This window comes from Pedococcus sp. P5_B7, from assembly GCF_054049895.1.
Window position 1 is genome coordinate 1 of sequence record NZ_JBFULM010000007.1, and the last position, 24,562, is coordinate 24,562.

The 24,562-nt window shown below is 70.3% G+C and carries 21 protein-coding genes and 3 tRNA genes; 14 read left to right on the top strand and 10 right to left on the bottom strand.

Annotated elements, in window-relative coordinates; genetic code table 11:
• Positions 1-255 precede the first annotated feature (255 nt).
• The 5 genes from ACXJKD_RS16005 to orn all read right to left on the bottom strand — a co-directional run bounded on the left by ACXJKD_RS16005 (position 256) and on the right by orn (position 2,864).
• Positions 256-331, bottom strand: a tRNA-Lys gene (locus ACXJKD_RS16005).
• 58 nt (positions 332-389) lie between these two features.
• Complete coding sequence (locus tag ACXJKD_RS16010; RefSeq protein WP_457255870.1) at positions 390-1,010, bottom strand: copper resistance CopC family protein; 621 nt, start codon at positions 1,008-1,010, stop codon at positions 390-392.
• 55 nt (positions 1,011-1,065) lie between these two features.
• Complete coding sequence (locus ACXJKD_RS16015) at positions 1,066-1,716, bottom strand: class I SAM-dependent methyltransferase (RefSeq protein ID WP_457255614.1); 651 nt, start codon at positions 1,714-1,716, stop codon at positions 1,066-1,068.
• Positions 1,717-2,079: 363 nt separating this feature from the next.
• A tRNA-His gene (locus tag ACXJKD_RS16020) sits at positions 2,080-2,155 on the bottom strand.
• A gap of 139 nt (positions 2,156-2,294) precedes the next feature.
• Entirely contained in the window at positions 2,295-2,864 is a 570-nt protein-coding gene (orn, locus tag ACXJKD_RS16025; protein ID WP_457255871.1) for an oligoribonuclease, read from the bottom strand.
• A 126-nt stretch (positions 2,865-2,990) separates the two neighbouring features.
• Between orn and ACXJKD_RS16030 the strand changes: the two genes are divergently transcribed.
• The 4 genes from ACXJKD_RS16030 (at position 2,991) to ACXJKD_RS16045 (ending at position 6,426) form a co-directional block, all read left to right on the top strand.
• Complete coding sequence (locus ACXJKD_RS16030; protein WP_457255615.1) at positions 2,991-4,181, top strand: PrsW family intramembrane metalloprotease; 1,191 nt, start codon at positions 2,991-2,993, stop codon at positions 4,179-4,181.
• A gap of 10 nt (positions 4,182-4,191) precedes the next feature.
• Entirely contained in the window at positions 4,192-5,448 is a 1,257-nt protein-coding gene (locus ACXJKD_RS16035) for a M20 metallopeptidase family protein (RefSeq protein WP_457255616.1), read from the top strand.
• Positions 5,449-5,461: 13 nt separating this feature from the next.
• Positions 5,462-5,537, top strand: a tRNA-Arg gene (locus ACXJKD_RS16040).
• Between the two features lie 145 nt (positions 5,538-5,682).
• Positions 5,683-6,426, top strand: a complete 744-nt coding sequence (locus ACXJKD_RS16045) for a hypothetical protein (RefSeq protein ID WP_457255617.1) — start codon at positions 5,683-5,685, stop codon at positions 6,424-6,426.
• A 129-nt stretch (positions 6,427-6,555) separates the two neighbouring features.
• On the opposite strand, the gene thpR is transcribed toward ACXJKD_RS16045, so the two are convergent.
• Positions 6,556-7,122, bottom strand: coding sequence for an RNA 2',3'-cyclic phosphodiesterase (gene thpR / locus ACXJKD_RS16050; protein ID WP_457255618.1), 567 nt, complete (start codon positions 7,120-7,122; stop codon positions 6,556-6,558).
• 87 nt (positions 7,123-7,209) lie between these two features.
• On the opposite strand from thpR, the gene ACXJKD_RS16055 reads away from it, so the two are divergent.
• The 5 genes from ACXJKD_RS16055 (at position 7,210) to ettA (ending at position 13,961) form a co-directional block, all read left to right on the top strand.
• Complete coding sequence (locus tag ACXJKD_RS16055; protein WP_457255619.1) at positions 7,210-8,001, top strand: hypothetical protein; 792 nt, start codon at positions 7,210-7,212, stop codon at positions 7,999-8,001.
• 78 nt (positions 8,002-8,079) lie between these two features.
• On the top strand, positions 8,080-9,786 hold the full coding sequence (locus ACXJKD_RS16060; RefSeq protein ID WP_457255620.1) for a dynamin family protein: 1,707 nt from the start codon (positions 8,080-8,082) through the stop codon (positions 9,784-9,786).
• Positions 9,783-11,474, top strand: coding sequence for a dynamin family protein (locus ACXJKD_RS16065; RefSeq protein WP_457255621.1), 1,692 nt, complete (start codon positions 9,783-9,785; stop codon positions 11,472-11,474). Before ACXJKD_RS16060 ends, ACXJKD_RS16065 begins: the two co-directional genes overlap by 4 nt.
• 161 nt (positions 11,475-11,635) lie before the next feature.
• Entirely contained in the window at positions 11,636-12,235 is a 600-nt protein-coding gene (gene ssb / locus ACXJKD_RS16070) for a single-stranded DNA-binding protein (protein ID WP_457255872.1), read from the top strand.
• Between the two features lie 43 nt (positions 12,236-12,278).
• Positions 12,279-13,961 carry an energy-dependent translational throttle protein EttA gene (gene ettA / locus ACXJKD_RS16075; protein WP_457255622.1) on the top strand — a complete coding sequence of 561 codons (1,683 nt, stop codon included), beginning with the start codon at positions 12,279-12,281 and terminating at the stop codon, positions 13,959-13,961.
• Positions 13,962-14,085: 124 nt separating this feature from the next.
• Here the strand turns inward: ettA and ACXJKD_RS16080 are convergent, their stop codons facing one another.
• On the bottom strand, positions 14,086-14,697 hold the full coding sequence (locus ACXJKD_RS16080; protein ID WP_457255623.1) for a TetR/AcrR family transcriptional regulator: 612 nt from the start codon (positions 14,695-14,697) through the stop codon (positions 14,086-14,088).
• Between the two features lie 115 nt (positions 14,698-14,812).
• On the opposite strand from ACXJKD_RS16080, the gene ACXJKD_RS16085 reads away from it, so the two are divergent.
• From ACXJKD_RS16085 to ACXJKD_RS16095, 3 genes are read left to right on the top strand one after another with little or no spacing between them, the layout of a single operon-like run.
• Complete coding sequence (locus ACXJKD_RS16085) at positions 14,813-15,958, top strand: acyl-CoA dehydrogenase family protein (protein ID WP_457255624.1); 1,146 nt, start codon at positions 14,813-14,815, stop codon at positions 15,956-15,958.
• 1 nt (position 15,959) lies between these two features.
• Entirely contained in the window at positions 15,960-16,772 is an 813-nt protein-coding gene (locus ACXJKD_RS16090) for an SDR family oxidoreductase (RefSeq protein WP_457255625.1), read from the top strand.
• Between the two features lie 49 nt (positions 16,773-16,821).
• Positions 16,822-17,808, top strand: coding sequence for an NADPH:quinone oxidoreductase family protein (locus ACXJKD_RS16095; protein WP_457255626.1), 987 nt, complete (start codon positions 16,822-16,824; stop codon positions 17,806-17,808).
• A 1-nt stretch (position 17,809) separates the two neighbouring features.
• On the opposite strand, the gene ACXJKD_RS16100 is transcribed toward ACXJKD_RS16095, so the two are convergent.
• From ACXJKD_RS16100 to fabG, 3 genes are all read right to left on the bottom strand, one after another.
• Positions 17,810-18,301 (bottom strand): SRPBCC family protein, encoded by a 492-nt coding sequence (locus tag ACXJKD_RS16100; protein ID WP_457255627.1) that lies wholly within the window; start codon positions 18,299-18,301, stop codon positions 17,810-17,812.
• The gene (locus tag ACXJKD_RS16105) at positions 18,298-18,738 is read right to left on the bottom strand and encodes an ArsR/SmtB family transcription factor (RefSeq protein ID WP_457255628.1); all 441 of its coding nucleotides are present in this window, start codon (positions 18,736-18,738) and stop codon (positions 18,298-18,300) included. The genes ACXJKD_RS16100 and ACXJKD_RS16105 overlap by 4 nt, the downstream gene beginning before the upstream one ends.
• A gap of 149 nt (positions 18,739-18,887) precedes the next feature.
• The gene (fabG, locus tag ACXJKD_RS16110) at positions 18,888-19,643 is read right to left on the bottom strand and encodes a 3-oxoacyl-ACP reductase FabG (RefSeq protein ID WP_457255629.1); all 756 of its coding nucleotides are present in this window, start codon (positions 19,641-19,643) and stop codon (positions 18,888-18,890) included.
• Positions 19,644-19,843: 200 nt separating this feature from the next.
• On the opposite strand from fabG, the gene glgX reads away from it, so the two are divergent.
• Together glgX and treY are read left to right on the top strand one after the other, a co-directional pair.
• Positions 19,844-22,009: a glycogen debranching protein GlgX gene (gene glgX / locus ACXJKD_RS16115; RefSeq protein WP_457255630.1), complete on the top strand. Its 2,166-nt coding sequence runs from the start codon at positions 19,844-19,846 to the stop codon at positions 22,007-22,009.
• A complete protein-coding gene (gene treY, locus ACXJKD_RS16120; RefSeq protein ID WP_457255631.1) occupies positions 22,006-24,525 on the top strand; it encodes a malto-oligosyltrehalose synthase in 2,520 nt (839 codons plus the stop codon). Before glgX ends, treY begins: the two co-directional genes overlap by 4 nt.
• Positions 24,526-24,562: the final 37 nt, after the last annotated feature.

Here is a 24,562-nt window from a genome sequence, read left to right on the forward strand (position 1 = left end):
CGCCGGCCGCAACATCGATGTCTGGGTCACCGGCCAGGTGCTGCAGTTCTACGACGGCGACTACCTGCTGCGCACCGAACAGCGCCGAAGCGCCGGGGAGGTCAGAGTCAAACGCGCCCAAGTCCCGGGCGGGCAACGTAGGGTCAGATCGAGTGACACCCATCAACCGAAGTAGGTGTCACCCATCAACCGAAACAGTGTTACCCAACAGCCGAAGCCCGGATGACCGGGATCAGCCGAAGTAACACAATGGATTGGTGCGCCATCAGGGACTCGAACCCCGAACCCGCTGATTAAGAGTCAGCTGCTCTGCCAATTGAGCTAATGGCGCGCGAGGAGAGACCTTAGCAGGACGATGCGGGCGGCGTGAAATCGGCTGACGCCACGGCTCATTCGCCGGTCCGACGCCGGCTTGCGGCCACGAGGGCGGTGCCTCCGGCCAGGGCGAGGGCGGCCACTCCGACGGCGAGCCCGATCCGCAGGGCGCGGCCTCTTCCCTCGTCATCGTCGGCAGGCAGAGCCGAGGGCGCGGGGGTGGTCGGCTCGCTGGTGGTGGGCTCGGTCGTGGTCGAGGTCGTCGCCGGGGTGCTGGGAAGCGGTGTGGCGGTGGGGACGGCAGCCACCGAGAAGGTGGTGCGGTCGGAGACCGGGTGGCCGTCCTCGCTGACCACGTGGAAGGACACCGTGTAGCGGCCGTTCGGCAGGTTGTCCGCCAGGGCCTGGGTGACCGTCGACCCGTCGACGACGGCCCTGCCCTCAGACACGGACCCGTCGGGGCCGGCCACGCTGACGGTGGCGAAGCTCGTGCCGATCGGCTCGTTGAACGTCAGCACGACCTTCGTGGGGACGGCGGTCACCGTCGCGCCGTCCTTCGGGGAGATCGACCTCAATGCTGCATGGGCGTCGGCGCCGGTCGCCATGACGAGTGAGCTGAGGACCCCCAGCAGCAGGCCGAGGATGGCGACCCACACGCCGATCCTGATGACCTTGCGCTTGCCCTCGGAGTCCATGAACACCCGACCATCCTGCCCGACGTCGCCTGCCGTGCCCCCGCCACCCCGGACCTCACGCGGCCTCGCGCACCAGCCCCTCGGTGTGCCAGACAGGCCCACGACGCGAGTGGGCGACGGTCATCCCGTGCTCGCGCAGCACCCCGAGCATGGCCTCGGGTGGGTGGGCGAAGGACTGGTAGTGATGGCCGGTCAGCCGCAGGACCGCGTTCTGGCTGGCGACGAAGGCGCGGGTCACCAAGGTCCGCGGCGGGTGGCTGAAGACCAGGAGTCGGCCTGCGTGGTCGGCAGCCGTCCCCAGCAGGCGTTCGTAGTCGGGGTAGCAGCAGACGACCCGGTGCAGCACTACGACGTCCGCACGCTCGACCGCGTCGGGCTCCTCGACGATGTCGTGCAGACGGCGTTCGACCCGGTCGGCCACGCCGGCCTCCCGGGCCAGCTCGTCGGCCAGGCCGTCGTAGGACGTGACCAGCTCGAGGTTGGTGGTGCGGGAGGCCCCACGCCGCAGCAGCTCCAGCTGGATCTCGCCGACTCCGCCACCGATCTCCAGGACCGTCGCACCGTCGAGCCCCTGCGCGGCCAGGAAGGCCACCATGTCGCGCTCGGCCCTGCCCAGCCCGCGCTTGCGGTAGCGCCGCGCCATTCGGCGGGCGAACCGCGGGCTGAACACCTTGTCGAACCCGTGCGGGTCGCAACAGCCGGGCATGCAGTCAGTCTCGCGGCCCGCACCGGCCGGCGCCAGAGCCACCGGAGCGATGAAGACCTGGGGCGCTCTTCATGACCACATGTCCATAGATCTCTTGTCAACACGTGTCACTGTGACCTGTACATCTGAGGGTGGAAGGGTGAACCGTCGTCGTGATGCGCACCGTGCAGACCGAAGGTCTCGCGCCAGGGTGCCCAGAGGACCTCCCTCCTCACCCTGGCCCTCTGCCCCGGAGGACTCCTGCTGCCTCTGTGGTTCTACATTGCTGCCGTGCTGTTGGCCAGCAACCTCGTCGCGGTCTGGCGGGTCTTGGAGGAGTAGACGACGAAGGCCCCTGACCGTGTCGGTCAGGGGCCTTCGGTTTGGGGTGAGCGACGGGGCTTGAACCCGCGACCCCCGCGACCACAACGCGGTGCTCTACCAGCTGAGCTACGCCCACCATGCGTCGCGACCGGACAATGCCGGTCGCGGAAGCGACGCCAATAGTACCTGTTCCCGACCGGTGCTCGTGACCACCCCGGGAGTGACGCAGAGCGGCCGGCGAGGCCGCGGCATACCGACTTGTCGTGGTGCGGCGGTCAGTCGTGGTCGACGATGTGCCGCGCCGCGATGCCCTTGGCGGTGTCGCTGTCCGGCCCGGGCGGTGCCACGAAGACGGCCTCCCGGTAGTAGCGCAGCTCGGCGATCGACTCGCGGATGTCGGCGAGCGCGCGGTGGCCACCGGACTTCTTGGGCGAGCCGAAGTAGGCGCGCGGGTACCAGCGGCGGGACAGCTCCTTGATGGAGGAGACGTCGATGATGCGGTAGTGCAGGTGGGCCTCGAGCTCGGCCATGTCGCGGGCGAGGAAGTTGCGGTCGGTGCCGACGGTGTTGCCGCCCAGCGGGGCCTTGCGTGGCTCGGGCACCCACTCACGGACGTAGGCGAGCACCTGCTCCTGCGCTGCTTCCATGGTCGTGCCGGCGGGCAGCTCCTCGAGCAGACCCGAGGTCGTGTGCATGCTGCGGACGAAGGCGTCCATCTGCTCCAGGGCCGCGTCCGGCGGACGGATCACGACGTCGACGCCGTCGCCGAGCTGGTTGAGCTCGAAGTCGGTCACGAGGGCCGCGACCTCGATGAGGGCGTCGGCCTCGAGGGAGAGCCCGGTCATCTCGCAGTCGATCCAGACGATGCGGTCGTTGACAGAGCGGTCGGTGGGGGTGGCAGTCACCGGGCCACCTTATTGCCCCGGTGTGACACGGGCGGCTGCGCGACCTCCTCGACTACCCTTCCCGGCATGACGTGGGGACAGGGCCAGGAGTATGCCGCGGACGCACCGCCCACGGGCGCGCCCACGCCCGCCGGTGCCGGGTCGACGCCCTCCGGCCGCCGCCGCCTGCGTGGGTGGCTCCTGGTCGGGCTCATCGTCGTCGGGTTCGGCCTCGCGGCAGTCGTGCTCGCCGTCTACTACGGCGGCACCCTCGGCCTGGTGACGACGCTCCTGGCGCTGGTGCTCGCCGCCATTCCGCTCGGCATCGTCATCCCCACCTTCCTCTGGCTCGACCGCTTCGAGGCGGAGCCGGCCCGCTACCTCGTCACGGCGTTCCTGTGGGGGGCGCTGGTCGCCGCGCTGGTCGCCGGCATCTTCAACACCGGCGCCAACATCGCCTTCCAGGCCGCGACCGGTCGTGAGGACGACGCGCTGCTCGCGACCGCGGTCTTCTCCGCGCCCCTGGTGGAGGAGGCGTCGAAGGGTCTGCTCGTCCTGCTGATCTGGTGGTTCCGGCGTCGCGAGTTCGACGGGATCATCGACGGGATGGTCTATGCCGGGGTGGTCGCGGCCGGCTTCGCCTTCACCGAGAACATCCAGTACCTCGGGATGGCCTACAGCGACGGTGGCGACTCGGCCCTCACTGGCACCTTCATTGCCCGCTGCCTGTTCACGCCGTTCGCCCACCCCATGTTCACTGTGCTGACGGGGATCGGGATCGGGATCGCCGCCACGACCCGCAACCGTGGCCTCAAAGTGCTGGCACCGGTCGGTGGCTACCTCCTGGCCGTGCTGTCCCACGCTGTGTGGAACCTGGCTGCCATCACCGGGGGCGCCGGGATGCTCTCGGTCTACCTCGTCGTCGAGGTGCCGATCTTCATCGGGTTCGTCGCGCTGGTCGTCTGGGCCCGTCGTAGGGAGGGACGCCTCATCGGCCGGCACCTCAGCGAGTACGCCGACGCAGGCTGGCTGTCGCCCAGCGAGGTGCAGATGTTGTCCACCATGAACGGCCGTCGCTCGGCCCGGGTCTGGGCTCGCACGTCCGGTGGCCGGGCCATGCTGCGGTCGATGCGCCGGTTCCAGGACTCCGCGAGCGAGCTGGCCCTCCTGCGAGCACGGATGCACCACAGCGCTGCCGACACCCGTGCGCTCGAGACCGAGCGCGAGCTCCTGCTGGCCATCACCGCCAGCCGCAGGGACTTCCTCGGCGCGTACTAGCGTGCAGGGCGTGCGCACCCTCGAACTCGCCTCCGCCATCGGTCCGGACCTGATCGCGCTCCGCCGCCGGCTCCACCAGATCCCCGAGCTCGGGATGTCGCTCCCGCTCACCCAGCAGGCGGTGCTCGAGGCGCTCGACGGGCTCGACCTGGAGATCACGCTGGGTGAGTCGCTGTCGTCCGTCGTCGCCGTCCTGCGCGGCCGTGGCACGACGACCGACTCGGGTGCCGACGCGACCGCGGCGGAGCGCCCGGTCGTGCTGCTGCGGGGTGACATGGACGCCCTGCCCGTGACCGAGGACCTGCCGCTCGACTACGTCTCGCAGCACCAGGGCCTCATGCACGCCTGTGGTCACGACCTGCACGTGGCGGGGCTCGTGGGCGCCGCGCGGATCCTCCACGAGCTGCGCGACGAGCTCGAGGGTGACGTCGTCTTCATGTTCCAGCCGGGGGAGGAGGGCCCCGGTGGTGCGAAGCCGATGATCGACGAGGGCCTGCTCGACGTGGCCGGGCGCCGGGTCGACGCGGCATACGCCCTGCACGTCTACTCCTCCGAGCATCCGCTCGGCACGTGGTTCGGTCGGCCCGGCCCCCTCATGGCTGCCGCGGACGAGGTGAAGGTGCGGGTGGTCGGCGAGGGCGGACACGGGTCGCAGCCGTTCCGCGCCAAGGACCCCATCCCGGTCGCGTGCGAGATCGTCGTGGCGTTGCAGACGCTGGTCACGCGACAGTTCGACGTCTTCGACCCCGTGGTCATCACGGTCGGGAAGTTCGTCGGCGGCACCAAGGACAACATCATCCCGGACGACGCGGTCTTCGAGGCGACGCTGCGCAGCCTGTCCGAGAAGGCCCGCGCCGAGATGGCGGCGAAGATCGAGCTGCTCTCGACTCGCCTGGCCGGGGCCCACGGCCTGACCGCCGAGGTCGAATACATCCCCGGTTACCCCGTGACGGTGAACGACGAGGGCGAGTACGCCTTCGCCAAGGGCACCATCGTCGACCTGTTCGGAACGGATCGTTACGTCCACCAGCGGAACCCGGAGATGGGTGCGGAGGACTTCGCCTTCGTCGGGCAGGAGGTGCCCAGCGCCTACGTGAACCTCAGCGCCTGTCCAGCCACGAACTACGCGTCGGCCCCCGACAACCACTCCCCGCGGGCCGACTTCGACGACTCGGTCGTCCCCGACGGTGCGGCCCTGCTCGCCGAGCTCGCCCTCCGTCGCCTGCGCCAGCTGGCGGATCCCGGAGGGAGCACGCGATCGTCCTAGACTCTGCGGCATTGCCCCCGTAGCTCAGCGGATAGAGCGAGTCACTTCTAATGACTGGGTCGCAGGTTCGAGTCCTGCCGGGGGCACCAACCACCGCGACTCCTGGCCATCCATGCTTCAGCGCGGGCCCCGATCGGGCCATTGATCCAGCACCTCTGGCCAGAAGTGGTGCCTTCAGGCGGCGGCTTGGCGGGCCGATCGCGAGTCGCGCTTCCGGCTGGCAGGATCGCCGGCATGGCTGAAGGGCGATGGCTGGAGCGGTACCAAGCAGGGGAGCGCGAGCTGGTGTGGCACGAGCTGCGCCAGCTGGGTGACCGGGTGCGTGCGCCCGAGTTCGCCGCTGAGGCCCAGGCCGTGTGCGACGAGATGGCGACGCGCGCCGCGCACAACGTCCGGTTGGTCGTGGACCGGCTCCGCGAGCAGGGGTACCGCTTTCACGTGAACGACAACCGGCAGGCCGCCGTCGAGCCGTTCCACCCGCCGGGCCCCGAGGCGCGGGCCCACGTCGCCTGGCTGGAGGACCGTCTCGGGCCGATCCCGATGGCCCTGTCGTCGTGGATCCGGTTGGTCGGAGACGTGTGGCTGGTCGGCACGCACCCGCGGTGGCGGGAGTCCTCCCAGGCCGACCCGCTCGTGCTCGAGGCGGAGGGCTCGCAGTACCCGGACTCCTCCATCCGCGACTACTTCGAGGACGAGCACGAGGCCTGGCAGGAGGCGCGCGACGCCGGGGACGACGAACCGTTCCTGCTCCCCTTGGCTCCCGACCGGCTGCACAAAGCCAACATCAGCGGCGGCGGCCCCTACGGCGTGCCCCTTCCGGACCGCACCGCGGAGGGACTCTTCGTCGGAGAGGTCGCCATGCCCTTCGTCGCCTACCTCAACCTCGTCTTCAGCCAGGGCGGCTTCCCGGGCCAGACCGACGGCGACGCGCAGTGGGAGGTCCGCAGCAGGCTGTCCGAAGGCATGCTCGCGCTCTGACCCGCGACGCCGGTGGGGCTACCTCGCGTCGCGTCCCGCACTGGCGCGTCCTGCCCTCGCGCGTCCTGCCCTCGCGCGTCCGCCGTCGCGCGTCGCGACCTCGCGCGTCGCGACCTCGCGGATCGGCGGTCAGCCGGAGAGCTCGACGACGGCGATCGGCTCGTAGTGCGGCCGCCCCTTGCCCTCGCCGCGGTGCGACGCGAACACGGTGACCTCGTCCGCGGTCCAGGCCGGACCGGCATACGCGTCGAGCACCCGCAACCACCGCGTCGCCTCGAATGGATGGCGTGACCTGGCCACGGTGAGGTGCGGCGTGAAGGGCCCACCCTCGGGGTTGGCGCCGGCATGGCTGCACGCGCGACGGACCGCACGGGCCAGTCCGGCCAGTGACTCGAGATCGTGCGGGTCGCCGTCGATCCCCATCCAGGTGACGCGTGCCTCGTACGGGTTGGGGAAGGCGCCCCCACCGCGGATCGACAGCGCCAGGGGTCGGCGGCTCGCGACCGCCTCGGCGACTCCCTCGACCATCGGGTCGACCAGCCGGCTCGGGATGTCGGCCATGAACGCCGTCGTGACGTGCCAGAGGCTGGGATCGGTCCAGCGCAGGTCCGGCCCGGCGTCCCGGCGCGGGTCGAGGAACTCCGCGAGGTCGTCCAGGACCGACTCGGGAGGGACGACGGCGGCAAAGATGCGCATCGTCCCATTCTGTCGGGGAGGCATTCCCGTGGAGTGCTCCGTGTGGCGCAGCGCTGGATTAGATTGGCGCGAGGAGGAAGGGGCCCCATGCAGCTGTCGAGCTTTCCGGGCGCAGCAGGACGTTCAACGTCTCGCTTCGAGTGGACGCCGCCGCGCACCTGGTTCGTGACCGCCAGGCTCCTCGAGCTCGCAGCCGCGGTGGCCATCCTCGGGTGGCTCCTCCAGAGCTGGCAGGTCTACCAGTCCACGGCGCAGAACTTCGGCGAAGACGGCACCCCGACGGCTGCACCTCCGTTCCTCGACCGCGTCACGCTCTTCGCGATGTACGGCTTCGGGTACGGGCAGACCCCGTTCGGCGCCCCGATCGCCTGCCTGCTCGTGCTCGGGCTGGTCGCCGTCCTGCACTTCGCCCAGCCGGTCAACCACGCGTCGGTGCTGCGCTGGGAGGTCTTCAGTCTCTGGGCGGTCGTGTTCCTGGGCAACCTGGCATTGGTCCTCTCGGTGGTGGTGGCACTGTTCCGCGGTGACCCCAACGCGCCGCCGGATGACGGGGTGGTTCGCCTTGACACCGGGCCCAGCATCATCGAGGTGCTGGCGGCCGGGGCGACCCTTCCGGTGCTGTGTCTCCTCCTGCTGTCGGTCTCGGCGCTCTGGTGGCTGCGGCTCCCCGTCGACTTCGAGGCGCCTGACGACGAGCCGGACACGTCGGCCCGGGCGCCCCGCCGCTGGCGGCCTGCACCCGCGCCCGACGCCAATGTCGACGACCTCACCCTCGACGGGGTGGAGCTGATCGAGCCGGTCGAGCGCCTGCACCCGCGCGACGACGGCGGCGACGGCTCGACGGGCAGCGGCTACGACGACTACTTCCGCAGGTTCTAGGGTCCTCTTTTCGAACGCATGCCTCCGGTCGGGTCTGTCGCGTGCAGTCGCGGTCGTTCGGTTCGTTAGGCTTGCGGTGTGATTTCCAGGGACGACGCCGTGTCCATGCTGGGCGCCGTCTCGACCCTCCGCGAAGAGGTCGAACAGGCCCGGCTGCCTCTCGACATCCCTGACGCGATGACCGGACGAGCGACCCGCGACGCCCTCCTCAAGCAGCTCGACGACTACGTCATCCCGCGGCTCCGCTCCCTCGATGCGCCCCTGCTGGCCGTCGTCGGGGGGTCGACAGGAGCCGGCAAGTCGACGCTGGTCAACTCGATCGTCGACGCAGAGGTCAGTCGCTCCGGGGTGCTGCGACCCACGACCACGACGCCGGTGCTGGTGCACCACCCCCAGGACGAGCGGTGGTTCTCCGACGACCGCGTGCTCCCCAACCTGAGCCGGGTCACCGGTGCCCCGAGCAAGGGTGAGGGAGGCGGGTCCCTGCGCCTCGTGCAGTCCAGCTCCCTCCCGCCCGGCATGGCACTGCTCGACGCCCCCGACATCGACTCGGTGGTCAGCGCCAACCGCGCGCTGGCCTCGCAGCTGCTCGCCGCCGCGGACCTCTGGCTCTTCGTCACGACCGCCGCGCGCTACGCGGATGCGGTGCCGTGGGACCTGCTGCGCGAAGCCTCCGAACGCGGCACCGCCGTCGCGATCGTCCTCGACCGGGTCCCGCCGGAGGCGATGGCCGACATCCGCAGCCACCTCGCGTCGATGCTGCGTGAGCAGGGCCTGTCCACCGCACCCATCTTCGGCATCCCGGAGGCGCCCCTCACGGCCGAGGGGCGCCTGCCTGAGCCCGACGTGGCCCGACTGCGGTCGTGGCTCACCGCGCTGGCCAGCGACGCCCGGGCCCGCTCGGTGATCGTCACGCAGACCCTGGACGGCGCCCTGGGCAGCCTCGACGAGCGCGCCCGTGTGCTGGTGACGGCGACCCAGCAGCAGGCGCAGGCCCTGGCGGCCCTCCACCAGGAGTCCGACGCGGCCTACCGCGAGGCGCTCGCCAACGTCGAGCACGGCATGACCGACGGCACCCTCCTGCGTGGAGAGGTGCTCGCTCGCTGGCAGGAGTACGTCGGCACCGGCGAGTTCTTCAAGCAGGTCGAGTCGACCATCTCCAAGGTCCGTGACCGGATCACTGCGGCGCTCAAGGGCCAGGCCCCACCCTCCGGAGACCTCGGTGAGGCGCTGCAGACCGGAGTCGCGGCCCTGATCAATGCCCAGGGGCAGGGCGCCGCGGCGACCGCAGCCCGTCAGTGGCGCAAGCTCCCGGGCGGCGACGCGCTGCTCGACCAGGCGACGGGGCTGTCGAAGGCGTCCCCCGACCTGGGTGAGCGCACCGAGCGGCTGGTCCGTGACTGGCAGGGCGAGGTGCTCGAGCTGGTGCGCGGCGAGGGCAAGGACCGTCGCACGACAGCCCGCATCGCGGCATACGGACTCAACGGCATCGGCGTGATTCTCATGCTGGTGGCCTTCGCGCACACCGGCGGCCTGGTCGGCGCCGAGGTGGGCATCGCCGGCGGCACCGCGGTCCTGGCCCAGAAGGTCCTCGAGGCCATCTTCGGCGACCAGGCGGTGCGAGACATGGCGACCAAGGCGCGCAAGCGCCTCCTTGAGCACGTGCAGGAGCTGTATGCCGCGGAGCGGGTCCGCTACGACGCGGCCCTCGAGGACGTGGAGACCAAACCAGGCCAGGCGCAACGCCTCGCCGACGCGGCAGCAGCGGTGAAGGCGGTTCGATGAGCCCGTTGACCATGGGCAGCAAGCAGGTCAAGGCAGTCAGCTCGGAGGAGCTGACTGCCAGGACCGGCGCCCTCGAGCAGGCCATCGAGGCCGGCGGGCGGGAGCTCGACCCTGCCGCAGTTGCGTCCGCCCGCGCCGTGGTCGACAAGATCGGCGAGCGGATCTCGAAGGCCGGCAACCACACCGTGGTCGCGCTCGCGGGCGCCACCGGTTCGGGCAAGTCCAGCCTCTTCAACGCGTTGGTCGAAGCCGACGTCGCCGTGGTCGGCGCTCGACGGCCCACGACCTCGCGGCCCGTGGCAGCGGTCTGGGGCGACGACGACGCCACCGAGCTGCTGGACTGGCTGTCCGTGGCGCAGCGCCACCACGTGACGCCTCGGGCGACCGACGCGACCCGCGTCACGCCCTGGACCCTCGACGGCCTGGTGCTGCTCGACCTGCCCGACTTCGACTCGCGGGTGGTCGCCCACCGCGAGGAGTCCGAGCGGGTGCTCGAGCTGGTGGACGTGTTCGTGTGGGTCACCGACCCGCAGAAGTACGCGGACGCGCGGCTGCACGACGACTACCTGCGCGTCCTGGCCACGCACGACGCCGTGACCGTGGTCGTCCTCAACCAGTCCGACCGCCTCACCCGCGAGGCGACCGGCCAGATCCGCAACGACCTCACGCGGCTCGCGGCGGTCGACGGGATCCCCGGCGTCCAGGTCATCACCACCTCTGCCACCAGCGGCGTCGGGGTCGACGACCTGCGGATGCGGCTCGCGACGGCGGTGGCCGCCCAGAACGCCGCCCAGCACCGCCTGCTCGCCGACGTGTCGGCCAGCGCCGCGACGTTGCGCGGCGGAGTGGCCCCGACCGAGGCGACCCTGTCCGAGACGGTGGATGCCGAGCTCGTCGACGCACTCTCGCGGGCCGCCGGCATCCCCACGGTCGTGGCCGCGGTCGAGCGTGACTACCGCAACCAGGCCTGGGGCCGCACCGGCTGGCCGTTCACCCGCTGGGTCCGCGCCCTGCGGCCCGACCCGATGAAGCGGCTTCGGCTCAACACCCGTGACGCGGTCGAGGAGAAGCTCGCCGTCACGGCCGGCGACGTGCGCACCGTGCTCGGTCGCTCGTCGCTGCCGCCCCCGACCCCTGCAGCGCGCTCGGCGGTCGAGCTGGCCACCCGTCGCGTGGGAGACCAGGCGGCCGAGGGCCTGCCCAGCCGGTGGGCCGAGGCGGTCGCCGACGCGGCGACACCGCCGGGCCCCGAGCTCGCCGACGCGCTCGACCAGGCGGTCGTGGGCACGTCGCTGAAGATGCGGGCTCCCCTGTGGTGGCGGCTGTTCGGAGCGGCGCAGCTCGTGCTGGCCCTGGTCGCGGTGCTCGGTTTCCTCTGGCTCGCCGTGCTCGTGGTGATGGGGTGGCTCGCGCTCCCCGACATCGAGACGCCGCGGCTCGGTCCGTTGCCCTACCCGCTGCTGATGTTCGTCGGGGGCCTGCTCCTCGGGCTCGGCCTGGCCGCACTGGCCCGTGCCCTCGGGCGCCGGGGCGCACGACACCGGGGTCGGCAGATCCGACGGCGCCTCACCGACAAGGTCGCCGAGGTCGCTGGCGAGCGCATCGTCGGCCCGGTGCGGGCCGTGCTCGATCGGCACCGCCAGACCCGCGAGTCGCTCGAGCGGGCGGAGCAGCTTTCGCGCCGTTGAGGCGTTGCTCGTGCACCGGTCGTCCCACTCCCTCGGGGTGTCCACAGGCGCGAGCGTGCCCTGTCGCGGGGGCCCTGGCAGCCACACCACAGTTGCCTCGTAACCCGGGGTCGTACCCCGGGCTCATGGACAGGTGAGACGACACAGATGAGGTGAGCGAGATGAACGAGTCCTACATCACGGTGACCGGTCGGGTGGTGGCCGACCCCGAGTCGCGGACCACCCGCCACGGGGTGCCGTTCGCGGCCTTCCGACTGGCGTCGACGGTGCGCCGGCTCAATCCCAAGACGCGGGAGTACGAGGACGGCGGCACCAGCTTCTACAACGTGACGGCGTTCCGGTCCCTCGGCGCCAACGTCGCGAACTCGCTCAAGAAGGGCGAGCCCGTGGTCGTCTACGGCCGGCTCCGGATCAACCAGTGGCTGCGCCAGGACAACAGCCACGCAACCTCGGTCGAGATCGACGCCTACAACGTCGGTCACGACCTCAGCTGGGGCACCACCTCGCTGACCCGCGTGTCCCGGGCCCAGCTCGACACGCAGGACCGGATGGCCGACGAGGGGGTGCAGGATGCGATGGCGGCACTCGAGGGTGAACCGGTCGCGGTCGAGGAGGACTTCGCCTCCTACGACCCCGGCGACCTCGCCACCCGGCGGGCCACGGGGGAGCACGACCCGGAGACGGACGACTACGAGGTGGCGCTCGAGCCGACCGGTGAAGTGCCTCGGGGTGACGGCGGTCGCGAGCTCTCGACCGTGTGACGCGGATTCGGGCGTGGGGGCCCCGGCCGATAGCCTTGCCCCCATGCCCGAGTTCATCTACGTCATGTCGAAGGCCCGCAAGGCCCACGGCGACAAGGTCATCCTCGATGACGTCACCATCTCCTTCTACCCCGGCGCCAAGATCGGCGTCGTCGGGCCGAACGGAGCCGGCAAGTCATCGGTCCTCAAGATCATGGCCGGCCTCGACCAGCCGTCCAACGGTGAGGCCCGGCTGACGCCCGGTTACACCGTCGGGATCCTCATGCAGGAGCCCGAGCTCAACGAGGAGAAGACGGTGCTCGGCAACGTCGAGGAGGGCGCCGGCGAGATCAAGGCGCAGCTCGACCGCTACAACGCCATCTCCGCCGAGATGGCCGAGCCAGACGCCGACTTCGACGCGCTGATGGAGGAGATGGGCAAGCTGCAGGAGGCCATCGACGCCGCCGACGCCTGGGACCTCGACTCCCAGCTCGAGCAGGCGATGGACGCCCTGCGCTGCCCGCCGCCGGACGCCGACGTGACCGTCCTCTCCGGTGGTGAGCGCCGCCGGGTCGCCCTCTGCAAGCTGCTCCTGCAGAAGCCCGACCTGCTGCTGCTCGACGAGCCCACCAACCACCTCGACGCGGAGTCGGTCCTCTGGCTCGAGCAGCACCTCGGGGCCTACCACGGTGCCGTCGTCGCGGTCACCCACGACCGCTACTTCATGGACAACGTCGCCCAGTGGATCCTCGAGCTCGACCGCGGCCGCGCCTACCCCTACGAGGGCAACTACTCGACCTACCTCGAGAAGAAGCAGGCCCGTCTGCAGGTGCAGGGCAAGAAGGACGCCAAGCTGTCCAAGCGGCTCAAGGAAGAGCTCGAGTGGGTGCGGTCCAACGCCAAGGCCCGTCAGGTGAAGTCCAAGGCTCGCCTGGCCCGCTACGAGGAGATGGCAGCCGAGGCCGACCGCACGCGCAAGCTCGACTTCGACGAGATCGCCATCCCGCCGGGCCCGCGCCTGGGGTCGACGGTGATCGAGGTCAAGGACCTGAAGAAGGGGTTCGGCGACCGCGTCCTCATCGACAAGCTCTCGTTCACATTGCCGCGCAACGGAATCGTCGGCGTCATCGGGCCCAACGGTGTCGGCAAGACCACCCTCTTCAAGACCATCGTCGGCCTCGAGGAGGCCGACAGCGGCTCGGTCAAGGTGGGCGAGACGGTCAAGATCTCCTACGTCGACCAGAGCCGCGGCGGTCTCGACCCCGAGAAGAACCTCTGGGAGACGGTGTCCGGCGGCCACGACTACATCAACGTCGGCCAGGTCGAGATCCCGTCGCGGGCCTACGTGTCGCAGTTCGGCTTCAAGGGGCCGGACCAGCAGAAGAAGACCGGCATCCTGTCCGGTGGCGAGCGCAACCGGCTCAACCTGGCGCTCACCCTCAAGGAGGGCGGCAACCTGCTCCTGCTCGACGAGCCGACCAACGACCTCGACGTCGAGACCCTGGGTTCGCTGGAGAACGCCCTGCTCGAGTTCCCCGGGTGCGCCGTGGTGATCAGCCACGACCGGTGGTTCCTCGACCGGGTGGCGACGCACATCCTCGCCTACGAGGGTGACGACGAGAACCCCGCCAAGTGGTACTGGTTCGAGGGCAACTTCGAGTCCTACGAGGCCAACAAGGTCGACCGCCTCGGCGCCGACGCCGCCCGACCGCACCGCGTCACCTACCGCAAGCTGACCCGCGACTGACGGGCCCGACTGCACGACGCATGACCACGAACCCCGACGAGGTCGTCACCGCCCCGCTCACCGAGCGGGACTGGGACGACCTCGTCGCGTTGTTCGGCACGCCGGGGGCCGTGGTGCAGGTGGTTCAGCCGGTGACGAGGCGGATGCCGAGGTCGGCGTATGCCGCGCCGATGGCGTCGGGGGTGCGCTTGATCTCAGGGTCGTACCAGCGGGCGACGTCGACGGCCATCGACATCAGCGCCAAGGTGGTGTCGGGGATGTCGTCGACGGAGAACTCGCCGCTGGCGACACCGGCCGTCACCACGTCGCGCACGACGGCGTCGATCTGCTTGCGCAGGGCGAGGACGGCGTCGCGGTGCTCGGGTGTGAGGTTCGCGAACTCGTACTGGACGATCCGCGCCACGCGGAAGTGCTCGGCGTGCCAGGTGGCGAACTGGCCCATGATCGCTCGCAGCGCCTCGGTGGGGGTCGCCGCCCCCTCCGCCGCGGCGCGGAGCATGTCGCGCGCTGCCACGTGGCCCTCCCGGCTGAGCTGGTAGAGCAGCTCCTCCTTCGAGGCGAAGTGCACGTAGACCCCGGCGGGGGACAGCCCGGCGCGCGAGGCGATGTCGCGGGTGGTCGTCGCGTGGAAGCCCCGGTCGGCGAACGCCTCGGCCGCCGCCTCGAGCAGGCGGTGGGCCGTGGCGGTGCCGGCGTCGTTGGACAACGCAGGCACGGAGCGCGCGGGGCTGGACATGGTTGACAGCATGCCCCAGTCATCGGACACTAAGCAAGCGCTTAGTAACCCAGGTTTGAACCATCACCGAGGATCCCGCGCCACCGAGGATTCAGCGTCACCGTCAAGGAGAGCCATGCCCCGCAATGTCTACGGTCCCGACCACGAGGCCTTCCGCAGCTCGGTCCGAGAGTTCGTCGAGCGCACGCTCAAGCCGCGCGCCGAGCAGATGCTCGAGGTGAAGTCGGTCGACCGTGACATCTGGAAGGAAGCGGGCAAGCAGGGCCTGTTCGGGCTCGACATCCCCGAGGAGTTCGGTGGCGCGGGCGCCGATGACTACCGGTTCAACGCCATCGCCGCCGAGGAGATCGCGGGCTTCAACTTCGCCGTCTCGTCGTGCTTCGGCATCCACTCCGACGTGTGCCCGCCCTACATCGTCGACCTCGGCACCCAGGAGCAGAAGGAGCGCTGGCTGCCCGGCATGGCCAACGGCGACCTCATCTGCGCCATCGCGATGACCGAGCCATCCGGCGGGTCCGACCTCGCCGCGCTCAGGACCACCGCCGTCCGCGACGGTGACGGCTGGGTCCTCAACGGTTCCAAGACGTTCATCACCAACGGCTACCAGGCTGATCTCGTGATCGTCGCCGCCCGCACCGACCCGTCCAAGGGCGCCAAGGGGATCACGTTGTTCATGGTCGAGGCCGGGATGGAGGGCTTCAGCCGCGGCCGCAAGCTCGACAAGGTCGGTCAGGAGGAGGCCGACACGTCCGAGCTGTTCTTCGAGGACGTCTTGGTCCCCGACGCCAACCGGCTCGGCGAGGAGGGCCTGGGCTTCATCTCGATGATGCAGCGCCTCCCGCAGGAGCGGGTCGGGGCGGCGGTCGCCAACACCGCGCACGCCTTCCAGATCTTCCGCGAGACGGTCGCCTACACCAAGGAGCGCAAGGCCTTCGGTCAGGCAGTCGGCTCGTTCCAGCACAACAAGTTCAAGATGGCCGAGCTGCAGACCAAGCTCGAGGTCACCCAGGCCTACGTCGACGACTGCATCGCCGCCCACGCCGAGCAGAAGCTCACCGCGGTCGACGCCGCCAAGGCCAAGTGGTTCTCCGCCCAGGTGCAGAACGACGTGCTCGACGAGTGCGTCCAGCTCTACGGCGGGTACGGCTTCATGAACGAGTACCGCGTGGCTCGCGCCTGGCGCGATGCCCGGGTCTCCAAGATCTGGGCCGGGTCGAACGAAATCATGAAGGAGCTCATCGGCCGAGACCTCGGTCTCTGACGTGGCTGCTCCTGACACCGCTGCTCCTGACACCGCTGCCTCGGCCCCGGCCCGACAGGGAGTCCACGCGGGCAAGGTCGCGATCGTCACCGGCGCCTCCCGGGGCATCGGGCTGGGGATCGCCCAGAAGCTGGTGGCCGAGGGCGCCCGCGTCGTCATCACGGCGCGCAAGCCGGAGGCGCTGGCCGAGGCGGTCGAGCAGCTCGGCGGCGAGTCCACGGCGCTCGGCGTCGCGGGCAACGCCGCCGACGAGGCGCACCAGGACGAGGTGATCCGACTCGCTCACGAGGCCTTCGGCGGCCTCGACCACCTGGTCAACAACACCGGCATCAACCCCGTCTACGGCCCCATCCTCGACGCACCACTCGACGTCGCGCGCAAGATCATGGACGTCAACGTGCTGGCCGCGTTCTCGTGGACCCAGAAGGCGATCGCCGCCGGGCTGGGGGAGGGCGACCGACCCGGCGCCATCGTCAACGTCGCGTCCATCGCCGGACTCGGGGCCACCGGCACGATCGGCTGGTATGCCGTGAGCAAGGCTGCGTTGATCCACCTCACCGTCGAGCTGGCGTACCAGCTCGGGCCGTCGATCCGCGTGAACGCCGTGGCGCCGGCCATCGTCAAGACGCAGTTCGCGCAAGCGTTGTACGAGGGACGCGAGGAGAAGGTCGCGGCGCGCTATCCGATGAAGCGACTCGGCGCTCCTGACGACATCGCCGGGGCCGTGTCGTTCCTCCTCTCTCCCGACGCCAGCTGGGTGACCGGGCAGACCCTCGTGGTCGATGGTGGCGTGACGCTCGGCGGAAATCTCTAGTGTCGCAACGTCATTCGGTCGGGAGCGTCGTCGTGAAGTGGACGGACGCATGAGGGCCTGGCAGGTCACGGCGCTGGGTGAGCCGGCCGATGTGCTGCAGGCCGTCGACGCGCCGTTCCCCGCCGTCGTGCCCGGGCACCTGCGGGTCCGGGTGCTGGCCACCGCGCTGAACTTCCCCGACGTGCTGATGGTGCGGGGCCACTACCAGGTGCGACCCGACCTGCCGTTCACCCCGGGCGTCGAGGTCTGCGGCGAGGTGCTCGAGCTCGGGGAGGGTGTCACGGGCTTCGCGATCGGCGAGCGGGTCGTCGGCACGACCGCGGCGCCCCACGGAGGGCTGGCGCAGGAGTGCCTCATGCCCGCCACCGGGACGTTCGCGGCGCCGGCGTCGCTCCCCGACGCCGAGGCGAGCGCGCTGACGATCGGCTACCAGACGGCATACGTGGGGCTCGTGCGGCGAGCCGCGCTCCGGGCGGGGGAAAGCCTGCTGGTGCACGCGGCGGCGGGCGGAGTCGGCACGGCGGCGGTGCAGGTCGGCAAGGCGCTCGACGCGCGGGTCGTGGCCGTGGTCGGCAGCGGGGCCAAGGCGGAGGTCGCGCGAGCGGCCGGGGCCGATGTGGTCGTCGACCGCTCGGCCCGCGACCTCGTGGCCGCCCTGAAGGAGGCGCTCGGCCGCAACGGCGCCGACGTCGTCTTCGACCCCGTGGGCGGCGCGGCGTACGACGCCTCGACCAAGGTGGTGGCGTTCGAGGGCCGGCTCGTGGTGGTGGGCTTCACCAGCGGCACGATCCCGGCCCCCGCGCTCAACCACGCCCTGGTCAAGAACTACTCGATCCTGGGTCTGCACTGGGGCCTGTACCTCCAGCGCGACCACGCCGTCGCTGCTGCGGCGCACGACCAGCTGGTGTCCTGGGCCGACGCTGGTGTCGTGCGACCGTTCGTGTCGCAGGTGGTGCCGTTCGACGAGGCGCCCGGAGCCCTCGCCCGGCTGGGAGCCGGGGAGAGCACCGGACGCCTGGTCGTGCTCGGCGCCTGACTCAGGCCGCGAGGCCCTGGGCGATCTTCTCCAGGGCGTCGTAGGAGTCGTTCATGCCGGTCTCCATGCCCGACGCGAGCACCATCTCGACCGTCTCCGGCGAGTCGTAGGTGATCACGGCGGTCAGCGTCGTGAACCCGTCCTGCTCGGCGAACGTGGACTCGATGACGGACTCCGGGCTCTGGATGTTGTCGAAGATCTCGGTGTGCACCATCCGGCCGGGCGGGTCGAGCTCGCGGTACTCGCCGGAGAACGACACCTCGTCGCCGGCGGGGGTGGTCTGCGCGAAGTGCCACTTGCCGCCGACGCGGAGGTCGACCTCGCAGGTGGTGACCTCGCCGTGCCCGGCACCCCACCACTGGCGGATGTGCTCGGGCTTGGTCATCGCCTCGTAGACGAGGGCTGCGGGTGCGGCGAAGGTGCGGGTGATGACGACCTCGCAGCCGTCGTGGGTGATGGTGGCGCGCTGGTGGGTGTCGGCTGCGTTGCTCATGACTGCTTCTCCTGGTGCGTGTCGGCGTGACCGGTGGTGGTTGGGCGTGCGGTCCCCTGGATGCGGGGCTGTTGGATGCGGGGCTGTTGGATGCGGGGCTGTTGGATGCGGGGCTGTTGGATGCGGTTGAGGTAGGCGTCGAGGTTGTCGAGGTTGGCCTCCCAGTGGCGGCGGTACTCCTCGAGCCACGACGTCGCGCTCTTCAGTGGGGTGGCGGTGATGCGGCAGTTGCGTCGCTGGCCGTCACGGTCCTTGGCGACCAGCCCGGCCCGCTCGAGCACCGAGAGGTGCTTGGAGATGGCCGGCAGGGTCATGGCGAACGGCTCGGCGAGCTCGCCGACCGTGGCGTCACCGTCGGCGAGGCGCTCGAGGATCGCGCGTCGCGTCGGGTCTGCCAGGGCGGCGAAGGTGGTGCTGAGCTGGTCGTGGTGGTTCATGATCCTTAACCGATCGGTTTATTAACTGATACGGAAACTATCAACCCGGACAAGGCCGCCTGTCAAGGCCCCCGGCTCAGAAGGACCTGGGGACAGCCGTACGCAGCTGCTGGAGGGCTGCGCGAAGAATCGGAGGAACCGGGCACCCCTCAGTCGAGCGGGCCACCGGCCACGTAGATGACCTGGCCCGAGACGAAGCCGGCCTCCTCCGAGCACAGGAAGGAGATGGTGGCCGCGATGTCCTCCGGCTGGCCGACCCGCTGCACCGGGATCTGGGCGGCCGAGTGCTTGATGAAGTCCTCGAACGGCACGCCGATCCGCTCGGCCGTGGATGCCGTCATGTCCGTCTGGATGAAGCCCGGGGCGACCGCGTTGGCGGTGACCCCGAACCGACCCAGCTCGATGGCGAGGGTCTTGGTGAAGCCCTGGAGCCCTGCCTTGGCCGCGGAGTAGTTGGCCTGGCCACGGTTGCCCTGCGCCGAGGACGACGACAGGTTGACGATGCGTCCGTACTTCTCGGCGGACATGTGCGCCTGCACCGCGCGGGTCATGAGGAAGGACCCCCGCAGGTGCACGCCCATGACGGCGTCCCAGTCGTCCTCGGTCATCTTGAAGATGAGGTTGTCGCGGATGATGCCGGCGTTGTTGACGAGGATCGTCGGCGGCCCGAGCTCGTCGGCGACCCGGGCAACGGCCGCCTCGACCTGGTCGGCCTTGCTGACGTCGACACCGACGGCGATGGCCCGACCGCCCGCCGCCTCGATCGCCTCGACGGTGCCGGCGCACGACGCCTCGTCGAGGTCCAGGACCGCGACCGCGTTGCCGTCACGAGCAAGGCGCAGCGCGGTGGCCGCCCCGATGCCGCGGGCTGCTCCGGTGACGACTGCGACGCGCTGGGTGCTCATGGGGACTCCTGCTGCTGGTGGGTGACGCCGGGGATGCGCCGTGGGTCTTCCGGCGAGTGTACTAAGCGCCCGCTTAGTGCGTGGGGCGGACCTGGCGTGTCAAAGGCGAGGAGTCGTGCACAATGGGTTCGCTGGAGGCCGTCGACGTCCTTCTTCACCCGGCCCCGCACCCGTGGGCTGATCTACGACGAAGGCGATGCATGGAAATCTGGCCCGGCAAGTCCTACCCCCTCGGCGCGACCTATGACGGCACGGGGGTCAACTTCGCGCTGTTCTCCGAGGTGGCGCACAAGGTCGAGCTCTGCCTCATCGACGACGAGGGCGCGGAGACGCGCGTCGAGCTGCCCGAGGTCGATGGCTTCGTGTGGCACGCCTTCCTGCCCGGCGTCCAGCCCGGTCAGCGCTACGGCTACCGCGTCCACGGTCCCTACGACCCGGCCAACGGTCACCGCTGCAACCCCCAGAAGCTGCTGCTCGACCCCTACGCCAAGGCGATCGACGGTCAGCCGGACGGCGACCAGTCGCTGTTCTCCTACGACTTCGACTCGCCGAGCGAGGACCCGGCCAGGGCCAACGTCGAGGACAGCCTCGGACACACGATGATGGGCGTGGTCATCAACCCCTTCTTCGACTGGGGCCAGGACCGCCTCCCTCGCCACGAGTACCACAACACGGTCATCTACGAGGCCCACGTCAAGGGCCTCACCCAGACCCACCCCGACATCCCGGAGGACATCCGCGGCACCTACGCCGCGATCGCCCACCCGGTGATCATCGAGCACCTCAAGGGCCTCGGCATCACGGCGATCGAGCTGATGCCGGTGCACCAGTTCGTGAACGACTTCACCCTGCGCGACAAGGGCCTGTCGAACTACTGGGGCTACAACACGATCGGGTTCCTCGCGCCGCACAACGGCTACGCGGCATACGGCACCCGCGGTGAGCAGGTGGCTGAGTTCAAGGGCATGGTCAAGGCGCTCCACGAGGCGGGCATCGAGGTCATCCTCGACGTGGTCTACAACCACACGGCCGAGGGCAACCAGCTCGGCCCCACCATCTGCTTCCGCGGGATCGACAACGCGGCCTACTACCGGCTCGTCGACGACGACAAGGCGCACTACTACGACACCACGGGCACGGGGAACAGCCTGCTCATGCGGCACCCCCACGTGTTGCAGCTGATCATGGACTCGCTGCGCTACTGGGTGACCGAGATGCACGTCGACGGCTTCCGGTTCGACCTCGCGGCGACGCTGGCCCGCCAGTTCCACGAGGTCGACAAGCTGTCGGCGTTCTTCGATCTCGTCCAGCAGGACCCGGTGGTCAGCCAGGTCAAGCTCATCGCGGAGCCCTGGGACGTCGGCGACGGCGGCTACCAGGTCGGCAACTTCCCGCCCCTGTGGACCGAGTGGAACGGCAAGTACCGTGACACGGTCCGTGACTTCTGGCGCGGCGACAGCGCGACCCTCGGTGAGTTCGCCTCGCGCCTCACCGGCTCCAGCGACCTCTACGAGCACAGCGGCCGCAAGCCGATCGCCTCGATCAACTTCGTCACGGCCCATGACGGCTTCACGTTGCGAGACCTGGTGTCCTACAACGAGAAGCACAACGACGCCAACGGTGAGGGCGGCAACGACGGCGAGAGCCACAACCGTTCGTGGAACTGCGGCGTCGAGGGCCCTTCGAAGGACAAGCGGGTCAATGCCCTGCGGCTGCGCCAGCAGCGCAACCTGCTCGCGACGCTCCTGGTCTCGCAGGGGGTCCCGATGATCCTGCACGGTGACGAGCTGGGTCGCACGCAGGGTGGCAACAACAACGGCTACTGCCAGGACAACGAGATCTCGTGGATCGACTGGAACCTCGACCAGGACCAGCTCGACCTCATCGCCTTCACCCAGCGGCTCGTCGAGCTGCGTCGTGACCACCCCGTCTTCCGCCGCCGCCGGTTCTTCGCCGGCTCGGCCGACCACGGTGGCGAGAGCCCGGTCGGCGACATCGCGTGGTTCGAGCCCGGCGGCAACCACATGGACGAGGACTCCTGGGCCAACGGCTACGCGCGCTCGATGATGGTCTTCCTCAACGGGCAGAGCATTCCCGAGCCCGACACGCGCGGTCAGCAGACCCTCGACGACCACTTCCTGGTGATCTTCAACGGCCACCACGACGTGCTGCCCTTCGTCCTGCCGGGCAAGGAGTACGGCGAACGCTGGGTCACCGAGCTGGACACCTTCGCGCAGGAGGTCGAGGCCAAGGAGTACAGGCCCGACGCAAAGGTGAAGGCGCACGGCCGCAGCGTCGTGGTGTTGCGCTGTCCTCGAGTGCTCCCCTCGGGATCGCCCGCCGGAGCGGCGCTCGCCCGCCGATGAGCTCGTCGACGGGCGCGGTGCAGGCCGGTATGCCGCAGGGCGCGGCAGCGCACCGGCCCGCCCCCGGGCGGGTGGTTCCCACCGCGACCTACCGGCTGCAGGTCCAACCGGCCTTCACCTTCGGCGATGCCGCCGAGCAGGCGGACTACCTTGCCGCACTGGGGGTTTCGCACGCCTACCTGTCACCCATCCTGGCTCCGGCACCGGGGTCGACGCACGGGTACGACGTGGTCAGCCACGAGTTCCTCAACGAGGAGGCGGGTGGCGCAGAGGGGTTCGACTTGCTCACCGAAGCCCTCCGGGAGGCGGGGCTCGGGGCGGTCGTCGACGTTGTGCCCAACCACATGACGACCCCGACGCCGGCCTCGCTCAACCACCCCTGGTGGTTCCTGCTGCGCGACGGTCGCGACTCCGACCACGCCCACTGGTTCGACGTCGACTGGGAGGTCGAGGACGGTCGCGTCCTGGTGCCGGTGCTCGGCCAGTCGTTGGAGGCGGTGCTCGCTGCCGACGAGCTCTCGGTGGAGGGCGGGGGTGGACCGCACGGTGACGAGACGGTCCTGCGCTACTACGACCACGTGTTCCCGGTCAGACCTGGGACTGAATCGCTCGACCTCGCCGATCTCGTTGCAGCGCAGCACTATCGGCTCTGCGACTGGCGCGAGGGTGGCAGCCGCCTCAACTACCGTCGGTTCTTCGACGTCACCACCCTGGCCGCCGTCAGGGTCGAGGACCCGGACGTGTTCCACCACACCCACCGGCTCCTCCTGGAGGAGTTCGGGGCGGGCACGATCGACGGGTTCCGGATCGACCACCCCGACGGGCTGGCCGACCCGGGCGGCTACCTCGCAGGGCTCGCCGACGCCACCGGTGACGCCTGGGTGGTGGCCGAGAAGATCCTCGAGGGTCACGAGCAGCTGCCCGACGACTGGCGGTGTGCGGGCACGACGGGCTACGACACCCTCCTGCGGGTGCAGCAGGTGTTCGTCGACCCCGACGGCGAGGCGCCACTGACCGACCTGCTCACCGAGCTCGTGGGGGAGCGACAGGAGCTCGACGCGCTGGTGCTGGCCGCCAAGGAACAGGTCGTCGCGCAGGTCCAGGAGGCCGAGGTCAACCGGCTCATGCGGTTGCTGGCCAGGATCGTGCCCGACGAGGACCAGGCCTCCTTGCGCCGTGGGCTGGGCGCGCTCCTCGTGGCGATGGACCGCTACCGCGCCTACCTCGTGCCCGGCCAGGCCGATGACCACGAGCAGCTGCAGGTGCTGGCCCACGCCGAGGCCCGAGCAGCCGCGCAGGTCGCCGACGCCGACCAGGACGCGGTCGGGATCGTCTCGCTCCTGGCCGCGGGCACTCCACTCGACGAGCTGGACGAGGCGGCGGAGGACGCCCACCGCGAGTTCATGGTGCGGTTCCAGCAGACCTGTGGCCCGGTGATGGCCAAGGGCATCGAGGACACCGCGTTCTACCGCTACGCGCGCCTCACCGGCCTCAACGAGGTCGGTGGCGATCCCGGCCGGCTCGGGCTCGACCCGACCGAGCTGCACGCGTTCGCGAGCCGGCAGCTCGCCACCTGGCCCACCACGATGACGACGCTGTCCACCCACGACACCAAGCGGTCCGAGGACGTCCGTGCCCGGCTCTCGGTCCTCTCCGAGCTACCGGGGGAGTGGGCGGCGTGGGTGGGCGAGACCCGCGACCGTGCGGCCGCCCACCGGGGCGACCGGCTCGACCCGGCCACCGAGTACCTCCTCCTCCAGACGGCCGTCAGCGCCTGGCCGGTCGACACCGACCGCCTGCGGGCCTACGCCACCAAGGCGGTCCGCGAGGCCAAGTTGCACACCACCTGGACCGACCCGGACAGCGCCTACGAGGCCGACGTCGCGACCTTCGTGGAGGCCCTGACCACCGACCCCTCGCTCGTCGAGCAGGTACGTCGGTGGGTGGAGCGAGCCGCCCCGGCCGCCCGCGAGATCCTGCTGGGCCAGAAGCTGCTCCAGCTCGTCCTGCCCGGCGTCCCCGACGTCTACCAGGGCACCGAGCTCGTCGACCTCTCCCTCGTCGACCCCGACAACCGTCGCCCGGTCGACTACTCCGCCCGCAGGCAGCGCCTCGCCCGGCTCGACGGCGGCGCGCCCGCCCGCGACCTCGACGACGAGAAGCTGCTCGTCACCGCCCGCGCCCTCCGGCTGCGCCGTGACCACCCCGAGTGGTTCACCGGTGAGCACGCCACGTATGCCGCCGTCCCCACGTCGAGCGGGCACGCGCTGGCCCTGGGACGTGGCGACGCGAGTGGCACGCAGGTGGTCGCCGTCGCCACCCGGCTCGGCGAGCGGTTGCGCGCGGACGGCGGCTGGGGCGCGGCCCGGATCGACCTCCCCGAGGGCACCTGGGTGGACCTGCTCACCGACCGCCGCGTGACACCCGGGACGGCGGGGTCGGTGCTCCTCACCGAGCTGCTGGAGGCCCTTCCGGTTGCCCTGCTCGCGCGGCATGGCAGCCTAGAGCGCACCTGACGCATCACCGCACCTGAACGCCGTCCGCACACGAGCA